Raw genomic sequence first — 16,257 nt, 5'->3', positions numbered from 1 at the left:
GCGAAGCGCCTTTCCCATCCGCAACACTTTGGAGATGTGACATGAGCAACGCCAACTTCGACCAGTTCACCAAGCAGTTCGAATCCATGTTCTTCGGCCCGGCGCGTGCTTACGCGACCATGAGCCTCGACTACACCGAGAAGCTCTTGGCCGCCCAGTACGATGCCGCCAAGGCCTACACCGACCTCGGCCTGAACCAGGCGCGCGCCGCCCTGGACGTCAAGGACCCGGAAGGTCTGCGCACCTACGTCGAAGGCCAGCAGAAAGTCGCCAAGGAAATCGGCGAGCGCGCCAAGGCCGACGCCGAGAAGGTGGTGGCCATGAACCAAGAAGTGGTTCAGCAGGCCCAGAAGCTTACCGAGGAAAGCGTCAAGGCCGCTTCCACGGCCAAGCCGGCCGCCAAGTAAGCCGCATGAGCTGACGCCAGGCGCCATGCCTTGGTGAATGCCAAAACGCCGCCGCCCCCTAGGGCGGCGGCGTTTTGCGTTGGGGCATGGTGTCGGTGGCGAGCGTCAGGGGTTCCCCGTGCCCAGTGCCTGGTCGTGCATGTGGCGCAGGAGTGCCTGGGCCCCGGGAGCGGCGCTGTCGCCAAGCCCGGCTGCGACGCCTGCCTGGTCGGCGGCACTGCGCTGCTGGCCGAGCTTTTCCTTGCCCTGAAGCGAGGCGATGGGGAGCCGGAAACCGACGATGCCGGCCAGCAGCCGGTCACGGAAGCCGTCATCCAGCATCGCCTTGTCGTCGAGCAGGCCGGGTTCGAAGTGAGCAAGGCTGCGCTCGATCAGCGCGGCGGTGGCGCCGCCGTCGAGTCGCTCGAATGGGCCCTCGGCGTGCACGGCGGCGTAGTTCCAGGTCGGCACGGCTGGGCGAGTGGCGTACCAGCTGGGCGAGATATAGGCATGTGGGCCGCTGAAGATTGCTAAGACTCGACGCCCCTCCAGCGCCTGCCACTGCGGGTTGGCTCGGGCGAGGTGGCCATAGAGGGTGCCGAACTCGCCTTCGTCTCGGTTCAGCAGCAACGGCAGGTGGGTCGCCTGCAGGTCGTCGCCGATCAGCACGCCAAAAGGATGCGACTCGATCAAGGCCTGGGCCTGTGGCATGGGCATTCGCAGTGCGGGCGGTACGTACATCGATTGTCTCCTCGTGAGGTGCGCCGTGTCGTTAGCTGGCCGCTAGTGCCGCCTCGGTCAGCTCGCCTAGGGGACGGTGCTGGCGGCCCTGGGGGTCGAAGTTGTTGGCGGCGAGCCAGCGTGCGAAGGCAGGCGCCAATGCTTGCCAGTCACCGTCGAGCACCGAGAACCAGGCCGTGTCGCGGTTGCGACCCTGCACCACCCGGTGCTGGCGGAAGATACCCTCGAAACGAAAGCCCAGCCGTTCGGCGGCGCGCCGCGACGGGGCGTTTAGGGCATCGCACTTCCATTCGTAGCGCCGATAGCCCATGGCGAAGGCGTGGCCCATCATCAGCACCATGGCCTCTTCAGGTGCTATACAAGCGCCATCTCAGCGAGCCCCGGCGGTTGGTAGTGACAGGCTGTAGTGATCGAAGGCGTCGTCGCGGTGCCAGCCCATTGATGCGTAGAGCGCCTTGGCACTGTGGTTCTCTACCTGGGTCTGCAGTCGTAGCTGGGCGATGCCGTGAGACTCGGCCAGGTCGCGGGCGGCGTTCATCAGGGCCTTGGCGAGGCCCTGGCGGCGCGCCTCGGGCGCCACGAACAGATCGCCGAGGATCCAACGCGGGGCCAATTGCACCGTCGATAGGGTCGGGTAGAGCTGCACGAAGCCCCGCAGTGTGCCGTCGGGGCCGGCCTCCACCAGCAGGTGCGAATCGCCGAGCGCCAGGCGGCGTGACGCGAAGTCGGTGGCGGCGGCAAGGTCCGCTGCCTGGCCGTAGAAACGGCGGTAGCCGTCGAGCAGCTCACCGAGAGCAGAAAGGTCATCGTGGGTCGCGGGGCGCACGGGCATAGCGGTTCTCCTCAGTTTGAGGGTTGAGGGTTGAGGGTTGAGGGTTGAGGGTTAGGGGTGACCGAATGTCAGTCTGGCGGCATAGTGGTTCCGGAATAAGAACCGGTTTTGGGGAAAATCATGGAGCCGCTTTCGTCGCAGGCCAAGCTGGACTGGGTCATCGATGCCCTTGCCATGGAAGTCGCCGAGCCCTCATCGGGGCCGCTCAGCCGGCGGCTCTATCTTGGGCTTCGCGAGCGCATCCAGGCAGGACGCCTGGCCCCGGGCAGCCGACTGCCGTCCTCCCGGCGCCTGGCTCGGGAGCTGTGCCTGGGACGCAATACGGTGCTCGCTGCTCTCGAGCAGTTGGTCGCCGAGGGCTTTCTGGAGACCCGACCCGGCGCGGGGACCTTCGTCGTCGATCTGCCCCAACTGGCCGGGGCGTCGTCGGCCCCAGGCGCGGCATCAGAGCAGGCACTGGCGCCCGCTGGTGAGGCCCCTGAGACAAGGGATGTCACGCTGTCGTCGCGGGGTACGCGGCTGCTTGGTTACAGCCCCTGTTCGGACGTCCGGCCTGGCGTCTTGACGCCCGGATTGCCGGCACTGGATCGCTTCCCCCAGGCGCTATGGCAGCGACTGATGAGGCGGCACCTGCATCGAGCGCCCACCGAATGGCTGGGTTATCAGACGCAGGGCGGCGTGCCGGCGCTGCGCGAGGCGCTATGCGACTATCTGCGGCTATCGCGCTCGGTGCGCTGTCGCCCGGAGCAGATCCTTATCGTCCAGGGCGCCCAGCAGGGGTTCGAGCTGATTACGCGTCTGCTCACCGACCCTGGCGACCGGGTCTGGGTCGAGGAACCCGGTTATGGCGGCGCCAAGGCCTGTTTCGAGGCCGCTGGGCTCGAGCTGCAGGCAGTGCCGGTGGATGACGAAGGGCTACGGGTGACGGCGGATCTGCCCGCGCCGCGACTGATCCAGGTCACGCCTTCGCATCAGTATCCCAGCGGGGTGACCATGACCCTGGGGCGGCGCCTGGCCCTGCTCGAGACCGCCGAAAAGCATGGGGCCTGGATCGTCGAGGACGACTACGACAGCGAATTTCGCTATGGCCAAGGTCCCATCGCCGCGCTCCAGGGGCTCGATAACGACGGGCGGGTGCTCTATGTCGGCACCTTCAGCAAGGTGCTCTACCCGGGACTGCGACTTGGCTATGTGGTGCTGCCCGAGGCTCTCGTAGATGCGTGCCGGCGGGCCAATGCCCGGCTCCATCGCGAGGGCCAGTATGTGGTGCAATCGGCGTTGGCCGAGTTCATTGCCGCGGGCCACTTCTCACGCCATGTGCGGCGCATGCGCGACTGCTACCGCGACCGCCAGGCCCGGCTGCGCGACGCCTTGGCGCCGGCGGTCAGGGCGGGGCTTGAGCTGTCGGAGGGGCAGGCCGGCATGCATCTGGTGGCCTGGCTCGATGATCATGCCACCGAGGCGGCGTTGGTCGACCGCGGCCTTTATCACGGCATCGGGCTGTCGCCGCTGTCGACGTATTACCTGGCGCCCCCCGGCCGGCCCGGCCTGGTGCTGGGCTACGCCGGGGCGAGTGAGGAAGAGATCGACCGGGCCGGCGGCTGGCTGTGTCGGGAATGGCTGGCGCTCAGAGCCGAACGAGGTGCCAGCAGCATGACTAAGGCCGCCACCGAGCCGGGTGCTCGGGCTTGAGCACGCCGTCCTCGTCCCAGTCGTCCCATCCCGCGAAGGCGATCGGGGTATCAGCGTCGAGGGTCTTGAGGCGGCTCGCCCAGCGCGCCTTGTCGGCTTCCAGCTGGTCGCGAAAGGTGGCCTCGGATTGGTAGCCGAGACCGCCGCCCTGAATGCCGTAGTTGAGTTGAGGTGGCAGCACCTCGAGGCCAACGTAGTAGAGCGAGCAGTGGAGGGGCCACATCAAGGCGGCGATATCCCCGCCGCGGCCATCCCGCGAGAAAGCGGGCGCTGGCGAGCCGGTGGTCACCGAACATAGCACCCGCTTGCCGCGCAGGCGGCCCCGGTCGTAGCGCATGCGGCCGCTGTAGAGGCCGCCGTAAACGAAGACGCGATCGAACCAGCCCTTGAGCATCGCGGGCTGCGCATGCCACCACAGCGGGAATTGCAAGATCACCAGGTCCGCCCGTTCGAGACGCGCGATCTCGCGCTGCACATCGGCGGGCAAGCTCGCGGATTCGACGGCATGGCGCTGCTCATCGAGGGGCGCGAAGCGTTGGTCATCGCGCCGTTTGTCGAAGTGCCAGGGACCTTCCACCGGGTCAAAGCCCTCCGCGTAGAGGTCGGACACTTCTACCCGGTGGCCAAGCCCCTCCAGGGTCTCGACGGCAATTTGAGTGAGGGCCGCGTTGAAGGAGCGGGGCTCGGGGTGGCAGTGGACGATCAATACCTGCATGGCGTGTCTCCTGGAGTGATTGGAAGGGTGTGATGAAGTAGCTGATGTGAAAGGGGTGACGTGAAGCTCAGGAGTAGCCTAGGCTTTGCGCTGATGAATGGATATTCCCCAAAAACGGCAGTGGACTTTGCATGAATGAACAGACAATGCAGTGGGACGACCTGCGGGTCGTGCTGGCGATCAGTGAGGCGGGCTCCCTGTCGGGCGCAGCGCGCCGGCTGAGCCTGAGTCACGCCACGGTGTTTCGCCGCCTGGACGGCATCGAGCGGCGGCTGGGCGTGAGCCTCTTCGTTCGGGGGCGCCGCGGCTATACGCCGACGCCGGCCGGCGAGGACATGGCCGCCACTGGCGCCCGTGTCGAGCGCGAGGTGCTGGGCGCCGAACGCCGAGTCGCGGGGCGTGATCTGAAATTGTCCGGCACGCTGCGGGTGACGACCACGGATACCCTGTTCGCCGGTCTGTTGGCGCCGCTGTTTGCGGACTTTCGGCGCATGCATCCGGATATCGTGCTCGAAGTCGCCATCTCCAATCAGTTGTACAACCTGACCCGGCGGGATGCGGATGTGGCGGTGAGGCCGGCCTCGACGCCGCCGGAGATGCTGGTCGGGCGGCGTATCGCCGATATCGCACAGGCCGTATACGGTGCGCGGGAGTACCACGAGAATCATGACGCTGAGCAGGGCTGGCATGGCTTGGACTGGATAGGGCCCGATGCCCAATTGGGTTATCAGGCCCTGGAGGTCTGGATGCAGCAGCAGACGGTAGCGGCGGCTTGCCACTACCGAGTCGACAGCATGCTGGGCATGCTCAGCGCCGTTGGCGAAGGCGCTGGGGTGGCGGTACTGCCTTGCTATCTTGCCGATGCCGATTCACGGCTGGTAAGGCTCAGTGAGCCATTGGCGGAATTGAGTACCGATTTGTGGTTGTTGACGCATCCCGACTTGCGCCGGGTGGCGAGGATTCGGGCCTTTCTGGATTTTATCGCCGAGGCGATCATCGAGCGCCAAGCACGGTTGTGCGGAACGCAGGGGTGAGCGGATCTAGCCCTTGGGGGGGCTGAGTCGATCCACTCGCAACCGCTCGCGCTGGTCGAACAGCCGCCGGCTGGTGGCGGCAACGGCGGCCAGGGTGCCGAAGCCGGTGCCTGCGGTAATGATGAACATGACCAGGATCTGATATTTCACCGCCAGGGCCGGGGCGCTGCCGGCGAGTATCTGGCCGGTCATCATGCCCGGCAGGCTGACGACGCCGGCGGCGGCCATGGAGTTGATGGTGGGGATCATGCCGCTGCGCATGGCCTCGCGGCGCACGTCACCGATGGCTTCCTGCCAGGGTTGGCCCAGCATCAGCCGGTTCTCGATCACGCTGCGCTGCTGCCAGACGTTGGCGGTGAGCCTGTCCATCGCCAGCGACACGCCGGTCATGGTGTTGCCGAGCAGCATCCCTAGCAGCGGGATGGCGTACTGAGGCGTGTACCATGGCTGCGGTCCGACGATCACGGTCAGGGTCAGTATCGTGACGCTGAAGGAGGACAGGAACATCGTCAGAGTGCCGATACCGAAGCTCCAGCCGCCAGTGAGTCGCCGTCGTTGGCGCGTCATTACCTCGCGCCCGGCGATCAGCAGCATGGCCACGGCCATCATCGCCACCCACTGAAAGCGTGCCGAGGCGAACAGCGCCTCCAGCACCAGGCCGATCAGCGTCAGTTGCACCGCCGTGCGAACCGCAGCGATCAGCAATGGCCGGCCGACGCCCAGGCGGGCCAGCGTGGTGCAGGCCGCAAGGGCCACTACCATCAGGGCGGCCAGGCCCAACTGCCACCAGTCGAGCGCGATCACGTCCATGGCGTTGTCTCCAGGCGGGAGCCTGTGATCCGGACATGATGCTTGGCGACCCGTTTGATCTGCTCCGGGTCATGGGCGACCCACAGCACCGGCATGCCGTATTGGCGGGCCCGTTCGCCTAGCCAGGTTTCGCAGCGAAGGGTGGTGGCGTGATCCAGGTTGGCGGTCGGCTCATCCAGCAAGAGGGCGCGAGGCCGGCGGGAGAGGGCGCGCAGCAGGGCGAGCCGCTGCTTTTCTCCGGACGAGAGCCGCGCCACCTGCCAGCCTAGGGTTTCCGGGCAAAGGCCCAGCGCCTCGAGACCCGCCTGGCAGTCGTGATCGAAATGCGCCCCGACATCCTCGGCCCACCATTGGCTGTCCGCCGGTACCAGCATCACCGCCCGGCGCCAGGCGTGACCGCTCAGCGTCGCCTGGGGCTGTTCGCCGAGTCGGATGTCGCCTTCGTGAGGTTCGAGGTCGGCAATGGCGCGCAGCAGGCGGCTCTTGCCACTCCCGCTGGGGCCGGACAGACAGGTGATTTCGCCCGGGGCGAGGTTAAGGGAAACATCTTCAAGGGCGCCAACGGCGACGGCCTCGAGGCTCAGGGACGTCGCTGCCTGAGTGTCGGGTGGGGCTGGCATCCGGTAGGTACTCGCTGATGGTTGGACAAAGACGCGGCCCTCGATCGGCGGCATCCTGCGCATCGATCAAGAGCCGTTCATGTCGTCCAAAGCGTCAAGCATAGCCGATGCAGCGTTGCGAACGCGTGACTTGTCCGCAGGTTAGCCGTAGACGCCCTGGCTCTTCAGGTAGTCGTCATAGCTGCCGCTGAAGTCGACGATCTTGTCGCCGCTCATATCGAGGATGCGCGTGGCAAGCGATGACACGAACTCTCGGTCGTGGCTGACGAATACCAGCGTGCCCGGATAGTGATCCAGGGCCAGGTTGAGGGCCTCGATGGATTCCATGTCCAGGTGGTTGGTGGGCTCGTCCATCAGCAGCACGTTGGGCTTTTGCAGGGCCAGCTTGCCAAACAGCATGCGGCCCTGTTCGCCACCGGAGATGACCTTCACCGACTTGCCGATATCGTCGTTGGAGAACAGCATGCGACCGAGCGCGCCACGGATCATCTGCTCGCCGCCGTCGGTCCATTGCGCCATCCACTCGTAAAGCGTCGCCGGGTTGGCGAAGTCGTCGGCATGATCCTGGGCGAAGTAGCCGATCTCGGCGGCATCGGTCCATTTCACTTCGCCGGCATCCGGGGCCAGGTGGCCACTGAGGCAGCGTAGCAGGGTGGTCTTGCCGACGCCGTTGGGGCCGATGATCGCCACTCGCTCGCCAGCCTCGATCTGCAGGCCCAGCTTCTCGAACAACGGGCCTTCATCGAAGCCCTTGGCCAGCGACTCGACCTGCACCGCACCGCGGTGGATCTTCTTGTTCTGCTCGAAGCGAATGAAGGGGCTGACGCGGCTGGACGGCTTGACCTCTTCGAGCTGGATCTTGTCGATCTTGCGTTGACGCGAGGTGGCCTGCTTGGCCTTGGAGGCGTTGGCCGAGAAGCGGCTGACGAAGGCCTGCAGGTCGGCGATCTCGGCCTTCTTCTTGGCGTTGTCGGCGTGCAGGCGCTCGCGGGCCTGAGTGGCCGCGGTCATGTAGTCGTCGTAGTTGCCTGGGAACAGCTGGATCTCGCCGTAGTCCAGGTCCGCCATGTGGGTGCAGACGCTGTTGAGAAAGTGGCGGTCGTGGGAAATGATCACCATGGTGCTGCTGCGCGCGGTGAGCACGCCCTCGAGCCAGCGGATGGTGTTGATATCCAGGTGGTTGGTGGGCTCGTCGAGCAGCAGCACGTCCGGGTCGGCGAACAGCGCCTGAGCCAGCAGCACGCGCAGCTTCCAGCCAGGCGAGACGGCGCTCATCGGGCCGAAGTGCTGGGCCTCTGGGATGCCGAGCCCCAGCAGCAGCTCGCCGGCGCGGGCCTCGGCAGTGTAGCCATCGAGCTCGGCGAAGCGGGTCTCGAGATCGGCAACGCGCATGCCGTCCTCTTCGCTCATCTCCGGGTTCGAGTAGATGCGTTCGCGCTCGTCGGCGACCTCCCACAGCTCGGTGTTGCCCATGATCACGGTGTCGATCACTCGGTGCTCTTCGTAGGCGAACTGATCCTGGCGAAGCTTACCCAGGCGCGTCCCGGAATCGAGCATCACCTGCCCGCCGGACGGCTCGAGATCGCCGCCAAGGATCTTCATGAAGGTCGACTTGCCGCAGCCGTTGGCGCCGATCAGGCCATAGCGGTTGCCGTTGTTGAACTTGATCGAGACGTCTTCGAACAGGGGCTTGGCCCCGAACTGCATGGTGATGTTGGCGGTGGAGATCAAAGGGGGGGCCAGTCGAAAGGGCTCAACGTGCGCCGAGCGTGGGAGTAAGCAACGTTTCGGGCGCGCATTGTAGCGCCTAGCTCGTTCCTTCCCAACCGCTGTCAGTGGCGTCGGCGCTCGATCAGCAGGTTATTGCCCGATACGCGCTTGGCATGACACTTGAGCTCGGAGAGTCGGTCGGCGATGGTCAAGGCGCTATTGAAACGACCGGGCTTCACCGGCAGTGCGGCCAGCGTCAGGCTGATGAAGGGAAAAAACTGGCGGTTACCCTGGCGGTCTTCGCCGCAGATGCCACCGGCCGCCTGGCCGGCGGGTCGGTAGAAGCCGGGTGCCATGGCCTCAAAACGGTTCAACACCTGCTCGCAGTGGGCCTGCCAGTCGTCACCGCTCAACAGCAGCATAAAGTCGTCGCCGCCGATGTGGCCGACGAAATGACCATGCTCAAGCAGGGTGTCCTGCAGCAGGTTCGCCACGGCGATAATGACTTCGTCGCCATGGGCATAGCCGTAATCGTCGTTGTAGGCCTTGAACTGGTCCAGATCGCAGTAGGCGGCGACGAAGTCGCGTCCCTCGGCAAGGTGAGAGGCCAGCGCGTCGTTGATCAGGGCATTGCCTGGCAGGCCGGTCAGGGGATTGGCATGGCGGGCCTGGCGCACTCGTTGAGAGGTGATTTCACGAAGCAAGTCGATGATATTGCCCATGCCCTGGTAAAGCCCGTCCTCATCAACAATCACGAAGTCTTCGTGACGGCCGCCATCGGCTTCCGTGACCCACTGGCTCAACTGTTCGAGGGAGGTGTTACTCCGTGCCACGATCATCTGCCGGTCGGCGAGCTCTTCCAGGCTGCTCTTGGCGTACAGGGAGTGAGCGAAGGGGTTGGCGAATAGCGTCAGGAAGTCGTTGCGACGAATGACGCCGACCGGGCGGCCTTCACTCACCAAGGCCACGCAACGCAGCCCGAGATCATGCTTGAACCGATCGAGTAGCGTTGGCAGCTTGCACTTGGTATCGATAGCGGCAATGGGATGGCTGATCGAGGCGGCGATGTGGCTTGCCGCGGGCTGGCGCTGCGGAGTGTACCTGAGGTTGTCAATGTCATGCGGGGGCGTTTCGCTGGGGCGTGCGAAATGATAGCCCTGCAGGTAGGTCAATTGCATTTCCCAGAGGGCGTGATATTCCTCGCGGGTCTCGATACCCTCTGCGATCAACTGGCAGCCCAGGTTACGAGAAACGTCGATGATCGAGCGCAGAAACTGCTGCTTGAGGCAGTCCGTGTCGATGCTCTCGATGAAGTGGCGGTCGATCTTGACGAAGTCCGGGCGCAGCTCGGCCCAGTGGCGTAGCCCGGAGTAGCCTGCGCCAAGATCGTCCAGCGCCACCTTGAAGCCCATGTTGCGATAGTGGCTAACCGCTTTACGCATCAGTTCGTAATCATGGATCGGCGCGTGCTCGGTCAGCTCGATGACCACCCGGTCTGGCGAGAGGCCTGCGTGTTTCAGATACTCGATGGTGGCTCCTTCGCGGAAGTCCCATTCGAGGATGGTGGCCGGCATCACGTTGAGAAACAGGCGTGCCGGCAGCGCTAGTTCAGCGAAGCGCTGGATTGCCAGCCGACGACATAGCAGATCGAGTTCGACTAAGCGTCCTTCGTGCTCGGCACTGCCAAATAGCTTCAGAGGAGAATGTAGCGGGGAGTCTGAAGGGCCACGGACCAACGCCTCATAGCCAAAGATCAGCTGGCTTTCGCCATCGACAATGGGTTGAAAAAGCACTGTCAGGGCGTTGGCCTTGATGATCTCATCAAGCCACTGGGCATCGCTTTGCTGCATCAGGGTCTGCGTGGAGAGCGGCATTGTGTGAAAATCAGCCTCGTCGGGGATGGCGCCATACCATTTAGACTGAATCAGTATCATTGCACTGATGTGACATCTTGGCATGTCGCCGGGATAGGAGGCCGCCTGCTGCGTTGCCGGCCCAGGTAAGCGGTGACGATATGCCCCTCCTGCACCTTTGATTTTTTGATCTCTATTTTCAGACAAGGATTTCGCTATGCGAGTGTTGTCTCGCCAGCTTGCCCAGTGGCTGCTGGTCCTAGGCCTGGCTGTCGCGCCAGCCGTCATGGCCGCTGACGTGCCCCGCATTGCCGTGGCGTCGAGCCTGCAGTTCGCCCTGACCGAGATCGCCAAGGATTTTCATAACGCCAGCGGCCGTCAGGTCATCCTCAATATGGGCTCGTCCGGCAACTTCCGTCGTCAAATCGACCAGGGCGCGCCCTTCGAGCTGTTTCTCTCGGCCAATGAGGGCTATGTGCAGGCGCTACATGAGGCCGGCAAGACCCGTGATGCCGGGGTGCGCTACGCCCGGGGGCGGCTGGTCTGGCTGCAGCGCAAAGGCTTAGAAGAAGGAAGGGAAGGCGAGGAACGTCCGGACAGCCAGATGAAAGAGCAGTCCTCCTCTGATGCGCCGCTGGCCGCCGTGAAGGCGGCTGTGCAGGCCTGGCAGGCCGATGGCAGCCGGGCTCGCTTCGCCTTGGCGAACCCCGAACATGCGCCTTATGGCGTGGCGGCGCGCCAGGCACTGGCGCATGAAGGCCTGTGGGACACCAGCCAGCCCCTGCAGGTGCAGGGTGAAAACGTCGCCCAGGCGGCTCGTTTCGCGCTGTCTGCCGATACTCGCGGCGGCCTGGTCGCTTATTCACTGGCATGCTCACCGTCGCTTGCAGGGAAAAGCCGCTATGTGCTGATTCCCGAGGCCTGGCACGCGCCGCTCCACCAGCGCATGGCCTTACTGCCGGGCGCCGGGGAAACGGCTGAGGCCTTCTATGCCTACCTGCAGAGCCCGCCTGCGCGGCAGGTGTTTCGCGACTATGGTTTTGCCGTGCCGGCTTCGGACGCGCCCTGATGGACTGGAGCGCCCTGTTCGTTTCGCTGCGACTGGCGTTCGGCACCTGCCTGATCCTGCTGCCGGTGGGGCTTTGGCTGGGGCGGCGCCTGGCCCGGATGCAACGGCGCCGGGTGCTTGTCGAAGCCCTGGTGGCGCTGCCACTGGTGATGCCACCCACGGTGCTGGGCTTCTATCTGATGCTGGCCTTCGCCGGGGACGGTCCCGTGGGAGGCTTCTGGGCCTCGTTGACCGGTACCAGCCTGAACTTTTCCTTCACCGGCATTTTGCTCGCCTCGCTGGTGGTCAACCTGCCCTTCGCCGTCCAGCCGATTCAGCGTGCCTTCGAGGCGGTGCCAGAGACCCTGCGCGAGGCGGCCTGGTGTAGTGGCTTGTCGACTCGTCAGACCTTCTGGCGCATCGAGCTGCCGCTGGTACGCTCGGGCGTGGTGTCGGCGTTGGCGCTGACCTTTGCTCATACCCTTGGCGAGTTCGGGGTCATTCTGATGGTGGGCGGCGCTATCGACGGCGAGACCCGCACTCTGGCGATTGCGATCTATGACCGCGTGCAGGCTTTCGACGAAGCCGGCGCCGGCCGCATGTCGGCGCTGCTGTTGGGCATCTCGTTTCTGACCATCGGTGTGGTCTATGGCCTCTCCAGGCGAGGAGGGCGCCGCCATGGTTGAGCATGGACACGTCGGTTTCCCCGACCAAGGGCTGGATGCACAGGCGCGTGACGCCGAAGGGCTGAGCGTCTCGCTGCATCAGGCCGGGCCGATTCCGCTGGCGGCTGACTTTGCCTGCGCGCCCGGTGAGCTTCTGGGCCTGGTCGGCCCCTCCGGCAGCGGCAAGACCACGCTGCTCCGGGCGATAGCGGGCCTGACTCGGGTGGCCAGCGGGTATATTCGCTGTGGCGGGCAGAGCTGGTTCGATGCCGCGCGCGGGCACTCGCTCAGCGTCCAGGCCCGGCGCATCGGCTTCGTCTTTCAGGACTACGCCCTGTTTCCTCACCTTAGCGCTCGGGACAACGTGCTGCTGGCGGTGGAAGGTGAGAGCGGGGAGGAGCGGCGCACCACGGCGGAGGCTTGGCTGTCGCGGGTGCGTCTCGAAGGGCTCGAGGAGCGTCTGCCTCATCAGCTCTCGGGCGGCCAGCGTCAGCGGGTGGCGGTGGCTCGTGCGCTGGCGCGCAAGCCCCAGGTGTTGCTGCTCGACGAGCCTTTCTCGGCGGTGGATCAGGTCACCCGTCGGCGCCTGCAACGCGAGTTGGCGCTATTGCGCGAAACGCTGACCATTCCCATGGTGCTGGTCACTCATGACCTGGAAGAGGCCAGTGCTCTGGCCGATCGGCTGTGCGTGCTGCATGGCGGCAAGACCCTGCAGAGCGGCACGCCGGAGACCCTGTTTCGCACCCCCGATACGCCACAGATTGCCCGGTTGCTGGATCGGCATAATGTCTTCAGCGGTGAGGTGGTCGCAGCGCATGGCGAACGGCGGCTGGCCTGGGGGCCCTATCGACTGGAGGTCGGACAAGGGCTTGCGGCATTCTCGCCCGGCCAGTCGCTGCGTTGGTATCTGCCGCCCTCCGATGTGGTGCTGCACCGGCGTGGCAGGCCGTCGAATGGCGAACGCGAAAATCCGGTGGAAGGCCGGGTGCGGGAAATGGTGGCCATGGGCGGTGTGACCCAGATCACGCTGGCCTTCGATCATGGTACGGAGACGCTACGCTTCGAGATCACCACCCACGCCGCCCGTCGCAATGCGCTGGCGCGAGGGGAGGTCGTACAGGTCTCGCTGCTGGCCGACGCCATTCATCTGATGCCAGGCGCATCCTCATGACTCGAGAGGTTTACCCATGAAGACTCCCCTAAGTCTGAGCCGCCGTCGTGTTCTTTCAGGCCTGGCCGCCGTCGGCAGTGTCGCAGGCGCCATTGCCTGGCTGCCGTTGGCCGCTTGGCCGGCAAGCACAGCCCGCGCAGCCAAGCTTCACTTCGCGTCCGCGACCCTGGCCATTCATGGCGATCAGGGGCCATCGCGTCTGGAGGTGGAACTGGCCGAGAGCCCTCAGCAGCGGTCGACCGGGCTGATGGAGCGCGAACAACTGGGGGCGGAGGCCGGCATGCTGTTCGTGTATCAGCGGCCTCAGTCGCCGGACAGCGGCTTCTGGATGTATCGCACCCTAATCCCGCTGGATATCGCCTTTATCGACCGCAACGGGCGCATTGCTGCCATCCGGCAGATGACGCCCTGTGGCTCTGATGTATCAGCGGATTGCCGCGCCTATAGAGCCGGTGTCGCCTATATCGCGGCACTGGAGGTCAATGCCGGGTATTTCGCCGCACGCGGCATTGAAGTGGGTGACTGCGTGAGCCTGCCCGGTTCGGTAGCCCCGCAGAGGGGGCAGTGCGCGCCGTGATGCGTTACTGGTATGTGACCTGAGTGGCGCGGGTAGCGGCCAGGCGGTGCTCATCCAGCTCAAAACCAAGACCAGGTGCCTCGGGCAGGGTCAGCCAGCCCTCGCCATCCGCCAGCAAGGGCGTCGTCAGCGGGAAATCGCGCTTTTCGGGCGTCCATTCGGGCGGGTCGAACGGGTATTCCAGATAGGGGGCGCCGGTCGGCCCGACCGCGCCCGCAGTCAGGTGCAGGTTGGCGATCACGCCGATGCCGTTGCCCCAGGTGTGAGGCGTGAAGAGTTTGCCGGCGGCGACGATCTCGCGGGCCAGTCGGGCCAAGCCCAGCATGCCCACCGAACAGACGGCATCGGGCTGGTAGACATCGAGGCAGCCCTGACGCAGCATTTCTCTGAACTCGTAGGGCTCGCGCGTCATTTCGCCGCCAGCGATCCGCACTTCAGTCTCCTCAGCGAGCTTAGCCATGCCGGCGTAGTCGCCGCGATATAGCGGCTCCTCCATCCAGTAGACATCCTGGCGCTCGAGTTCCCGGGCCACCTCCAGTGCATGGGCATACTGCCAGGGTGTCTTGACATCCCAAGGCATCCGCCAGCCCTGGTTGCAGTCGACCATCAGCTCGAGTCGATGACCGACGGCCTGGCGGACGGCACCCAGTACAGCCAGATCATCTTCCAGGCGCGGGCGCCCGAAGCGCAGTTTCAAGGCCGGGATGCCGGCATCTTGTACCTGCCTGGCCAGGGCCACCACCTCCTCCAGGGGGCGATGGGTGCCACTGGAAGCATAGGCGCGCAGGCGGTTCGATACGCCGCCCATCAAGCGCCACACCGGGGTATCGAGGATCTTGCCGGCTAGATCCCAAATGGCCACCTCCAGAGGCCAGCAGCGCCCGGCATGAAAGCCGATGTTGTCGATCACCCCGGCATGGCGCTCCAGGTCCAGCGGGTCTTTGCCGATGAAGAGGTGACGGAAGTCATCAAAGCCGTACATCACGTCGCCCGAGCCAACACCCTCGCGTCCTTCGCTGTCGATCACCCGGACCAGTGTCGCGGGGAACTGTCGGCGCGGCTGGCTATCCCAGGCGGCGGGGAAGGGCGGATCGAGCTCGAATTGATGATGGCTGATCTCGATGCGGGCGATGTGGCTCGCTTGGCCGGGATCTGAGAACAGCGGGGTACGTTCGTCGTTCAACGGTGCCGTCATGCCATTGCCCTCTCTTGCGTGGTTGACCCGGCTCGCAGGCCTGCCTGGCGATGCTGGAAGGTGGCCACGGTGAGCTCCGCCAGATGTTGCCAGTCGTCTCCCTCGGGGATGCGGGCGGCATTGTTGGCCATCGGGGCGTTCTCTTCGGCCTGCATCACTTCGGCTAGGGCCGTGGCGTCCATCTCCAGGTTGGCGAACGGCGCCAGGGCCTGGTCGAAGGCGCTGGCATCTGCAAGCTCGGTGACCAATTCAGTGAGCGCTTTCGCCTCGCTGCCGGCCATCAGGGCATGGGCGCTGGCGGCGAAGGTGGCCTCATGGCCCTCGATCGACCAGGCCAGCGAGGCCTCGACGGCGATCGCCACGGCCACGCCGTGCGGCAGGTGGTAGAGGCTGCCGAGGGCATGGCCGATGTTGTGAGCGATACCGGTGCCGCCGTTATCGATGGCCATGCCGGCCAGGCAGGCGGCTTCCTGCAGCTGTTGGCGAGCCTCGAGGTTATTCGGTGTCTGGACCGCCTCGGGCAGGGCCGCGCCAACCAGGCGAATCGCCGCCAGTGCCTGGCTCTCGATCAGCCGGTTGCGATTGCGTCCGGTGGTGGCCTCCAGGGCATGCACGAAGGCATCAAGCCCGGTGGCGGCGGTCAGTGGTGCCGGCAGCGAGCGAGTGAGTCGCGAGTCCAGCAGAACAGCCTCGGGCAGGAGTTCATCACCCCAGGCCCATAGCTTGCGACCCGTCTCATCGGCGAGGATTGAGGTCCGGGTGACCTCGCTGCCGGTGCCCGATGTGGTCGGGATCATCACCGCTGGCGCCTTGCCGAGCCAGGGGCTACGGGCCAGCAGGTACTGATCCATCCTGCCGGGGCTGGCGGTCAGCGCTGCCACCAGCTTGGCGATGTCTAGAGCGGTGCCGCCGCCGATGCCAAGCACCAGTGGGGCTTGCAGTTCGCGGGCCGCCTGCGCTGCTTGGTCGACGGTTGCCACACTGGGTTCGCCGGCGGGTGCGATGAAACGGGTGACCTCGGCATCCTGCTCCAGTTCGGCCAAGTATGGCTTAAGCAGGCCGCTGGCCTCGAGGCCGGCATCAGTGATCAACAGGTAGCGTTCGGCGCCGTGCTGCCGGCGCAACTCCGGCAGGCGCGCCAGGCAGCCTGGGCCGGCAATGACGGGGGCCTGGCGGCCAGTCTGGTAGTCTTGGTGCATGCTTGGCTC

17 protein-coding genes are annotated in these 16,257 nt (G+C 65.3%); 7 read left to right on the top strand and 10 right to left on the bottom strand.

Annotation, left to right across the window (positions count from 1 at the left end; translation table 11 throughout):
• The first annotated feature begins 41 nt into the window (after window positions 1–41).
• Complete coding sequence (locus HUS66_RS05810) at window positions 42–407, top strand: phasin family protein (RefSeq protein WP_175070004.1); 366 nt, start codon at window positions 42–44, stop codon at window positions 405–407.
• Window positions 408–512: 105 nt separating this feature from the next.
• On the opposite strand, the gene HUS66_RS05805 is transcribed toward HUS66_RS05810, so the two are convergent.
• Genes HUS66_RS05805 through HUS66_RS05795 form a run of 3 tightly spaced genes read right to left on the bottom strand, consistent with a single transcriptional unit; the run spans window position 513 to window position 1,959 of the window.
• Window positions 513–1,127, bottom strand: coding sequence for an FMN-binding negative transcriptional regulator (locus HUS66_RS05805; RefSeq protein WP_175070003.1), 615 nt, complete (start codon window positions 1,125–1,127; stop codon window positions 513–515).
• 31 nt (window positions 1,128–1,158) lie between these two features.
• Window positions 1,159–1,467, bottom strand: coding sequence for a GNAT family N-acetyltransferase (locus HUS66_RS05800; protein ID WP_254628710.1), 309 nt, complete (start codon window positions 1,465–1,467; stop codon window positions 1,159–1,161).
• Between the two features lie 30 nt (window positions 1,468–1,497).
• A complete protein-coding gene (locus HUS66_RS05795) occupies window positions 1,498–1,959 on the bottom strand; it encodes a GNAT family N-acetyltransferase (protein WP_175070002.1) in 462 nt (153 codons plus the stop codon).
• Between the two features lie 120 nt (window positions 1,960–2,079).
• Here HUS66_RS05795 and HUS66_RS05790 point away from each other — a divergent pair, with 120 nt between their 5' ends.
• The gene (locus tag HUS66_RS05790; RefSeq protein ID WP_175070001.1) at window positions 2,080–3,651 is read left to right on the top strand and encodes a PLP-dependent aminotransferase family protein; all 1,572 of its coding nucleotides are present in this window, start codon (window positions 2,080–2,082) and stop codon (window positions 3,649–3,651) included.
• Here HUS66_RS05790 and HUS66_RS05785 read toward each other — a convergent pair.
• Window positions 3,617–4,366 (bottom strand): NAD(P)H-dependent oxidoreductase, encoded by a 750-nt coding sequence (locus HUS66_RS05785; protein WP_175070000.1) that lies wholly within the window; start codon window positions 4,364–4,366, stop codon window positions 3,617–3,619. The two genes, HUS66_RS05790 and HUS66_RS05785, sit on opposite strands and share 35 nt — an antisense overlap.
• A gap of 131 nt (window positions 4,367–4,497) precedes the next feature.
• Here HUS66_RS05785 and HUS66_RS05780 point away from each other — a divergent pair, with 131 nt between their 5' ends.
• Entirely contained in the window at window positions 4,498–5,400 is a 903-nt protein-coding gene (locus HUS66_RS05780; RefSeq protein ID WP_175069999.1) for a LysR family transcriptional regulator, read from the top strand.
• Between the two features lie 6 nt (window positions 5,401–5,406).
• Here HUS66_RS05780 and HUS66_RS05775 read toward each other — a convergent pair whose 3' ends face one another.
• From HUS66_RS05775 to HUS66_RS05760, 4 genes are all read right to left on the bottom strand, one after another.
• Complete coding sequence (locus HUS66_RS05775; protein ID WP_175069998.1) at window positions 5,407–6,210, bottom strand: ABC transporter permease; 804 nt, start codon at window positions 6,208–6,210, stop codon at window positions 5,407–5,409.
• Window positions 6,201–6,830 (bottom strand): ABC transporter ATP-binding protein, encoded by a 630-nt coding sequence (locus tag HUS66_RS05770; protein WP_175069997.1) that lies wholly within the window; start codon window positions 6,828–6,830, stop codon window positions 6,201–6,203. Before HUS66_RS05770 ends, HUS66_RS05775 begins: the two co-directional genes overlap by 10 nt.
• Window positions 6,831–6,971: 141 nt before the next feature.
• Window positions 6,972–8,561 (bottom strand): ABC-F family ATPase, encoded by a 1,590-nt coding sequence (locus HUS66_RS05765; RefSeq protein ID WP_175069996.1) that lies wholly within the window; start codon window positions 8,559–8,561, stop codon window positions 6,972–6,974.
• A 101-nt stretch (window positions 8,562–8,662) separates the two neighbouring features.
• Window positions 8,663–10,414 (bottom strand): bifunctional diguanylate cyclase/phosphodiesterase, encoded by a 1,752-nt coding sequence (locus HUS66_RS05760; protein ID WP_254628709.1) that lies wholly within the window; start codon window positions 10,412–10,414, stop codon window positions 8,663–8,665.
• Window positions 10,415–10,610: 196 nt separating this feature from the next.
• Between HUS66_RS05760 and modA the strand changes: the two genes are divergently transcribed.
• The 4 genes from modA to HUS66_RS05740 are packed head-to-tail and all read left to right on the top strand — an operon-like array spanning window position 10,611 to window position 13,854.
• Entirely contained in the window at window positions 10,611–11,462 is an 852-nt protein-coding gene (gene modA, locus HUS66_RS05755; RefSeq protein WP_175069995.1) for a molybdate ABC transporter substrate-binding protein, read from the top strand.
• On the top strand, window positions 11,462–12,127 hold the full coding sequence (gene modB / locus HUS66_RS05750; protein ID WP_175069994.1) for a molybdate ABC transporter permease subunit: 666 nt from the start codon (window positions 11,462–11,464) through the stop codon (window positions 12,125–12,127). Before modA ends, modB begins: the two co-directional genes overlap by 1 nt.
• The gene (locus HUS66_RS05745; protein WP_175069993.1) at window positions 12,120–13,277 is read left to right on the top strand and encodes an ABC transporter ATP-binding protein; all 1,158 of its coding nucleotides are present in this window, start codon (window positions 12,120–12,122) and stop codon (window positions 13,275–13,277) included. The genes modB and HUS66_RS05745 overlap by 8 nt, the downstream gene beginning before the upstream one ends.
• 16 nt (window positions 13,278–13,293) lie before the next feature.
• Window positions 13,294–13,854: a DUF192 domain-containing protein gene (locus HUS66_RS05740; RefSeq protein ID WP_175069992.1), complete on the top strand. Its 561-nt coding sequence runs from the start codon at window positions 13,294–13,296 to the stop codon at window positions 13,852–13,854.
• Between the two features lie 4 nt (window positions 13,855–13,858).
• On the opposite strand, the gene HUS66_RS05735 is transcribed toward HUS66_RS05740, so the two are convergent.
• A complete protein-coding gene (locus HUS66_RS05735; protein ID WP_254628708.1) occupies window positions 13,859–15,049 on the bottom strand; it encodes a mandelate racemase/muconate lactonizing enzyme family protein in 1,191 nt (396 codons plus the stop codon).
• Complete coding sequence (locus HUS66_RS05730; protein WP_175069991.1) at window positions 15,046–16,248, bottom strand: iron-containing alcohol dehydrogenase; 1,203 nt, start codon at window positions 16,246–16,248, stop codon at window positions 15,046–15,048. Before HUS66_RS05730 ends, HUS66_RS05735 begins: the two co-directional genes overlap by 4 nt.
• Window positions 16,249–16,257: the final 9 nt, after the last annotated feature.

This window comes from Onishia taeanensis (assembly GCF_013349955.1).
Lineage (GTDB): Bacteria > Pseudomonadota > Gammaproteobacteria > Pseudomonadales > Halomonadaceae > Onishia > Onishia taeanensis_B.
The sequence above is the reverse complement of the archived record's forward strand: the minus strand, read 5'-3'. Positions and strand labels throughout refer to the sequence as shown.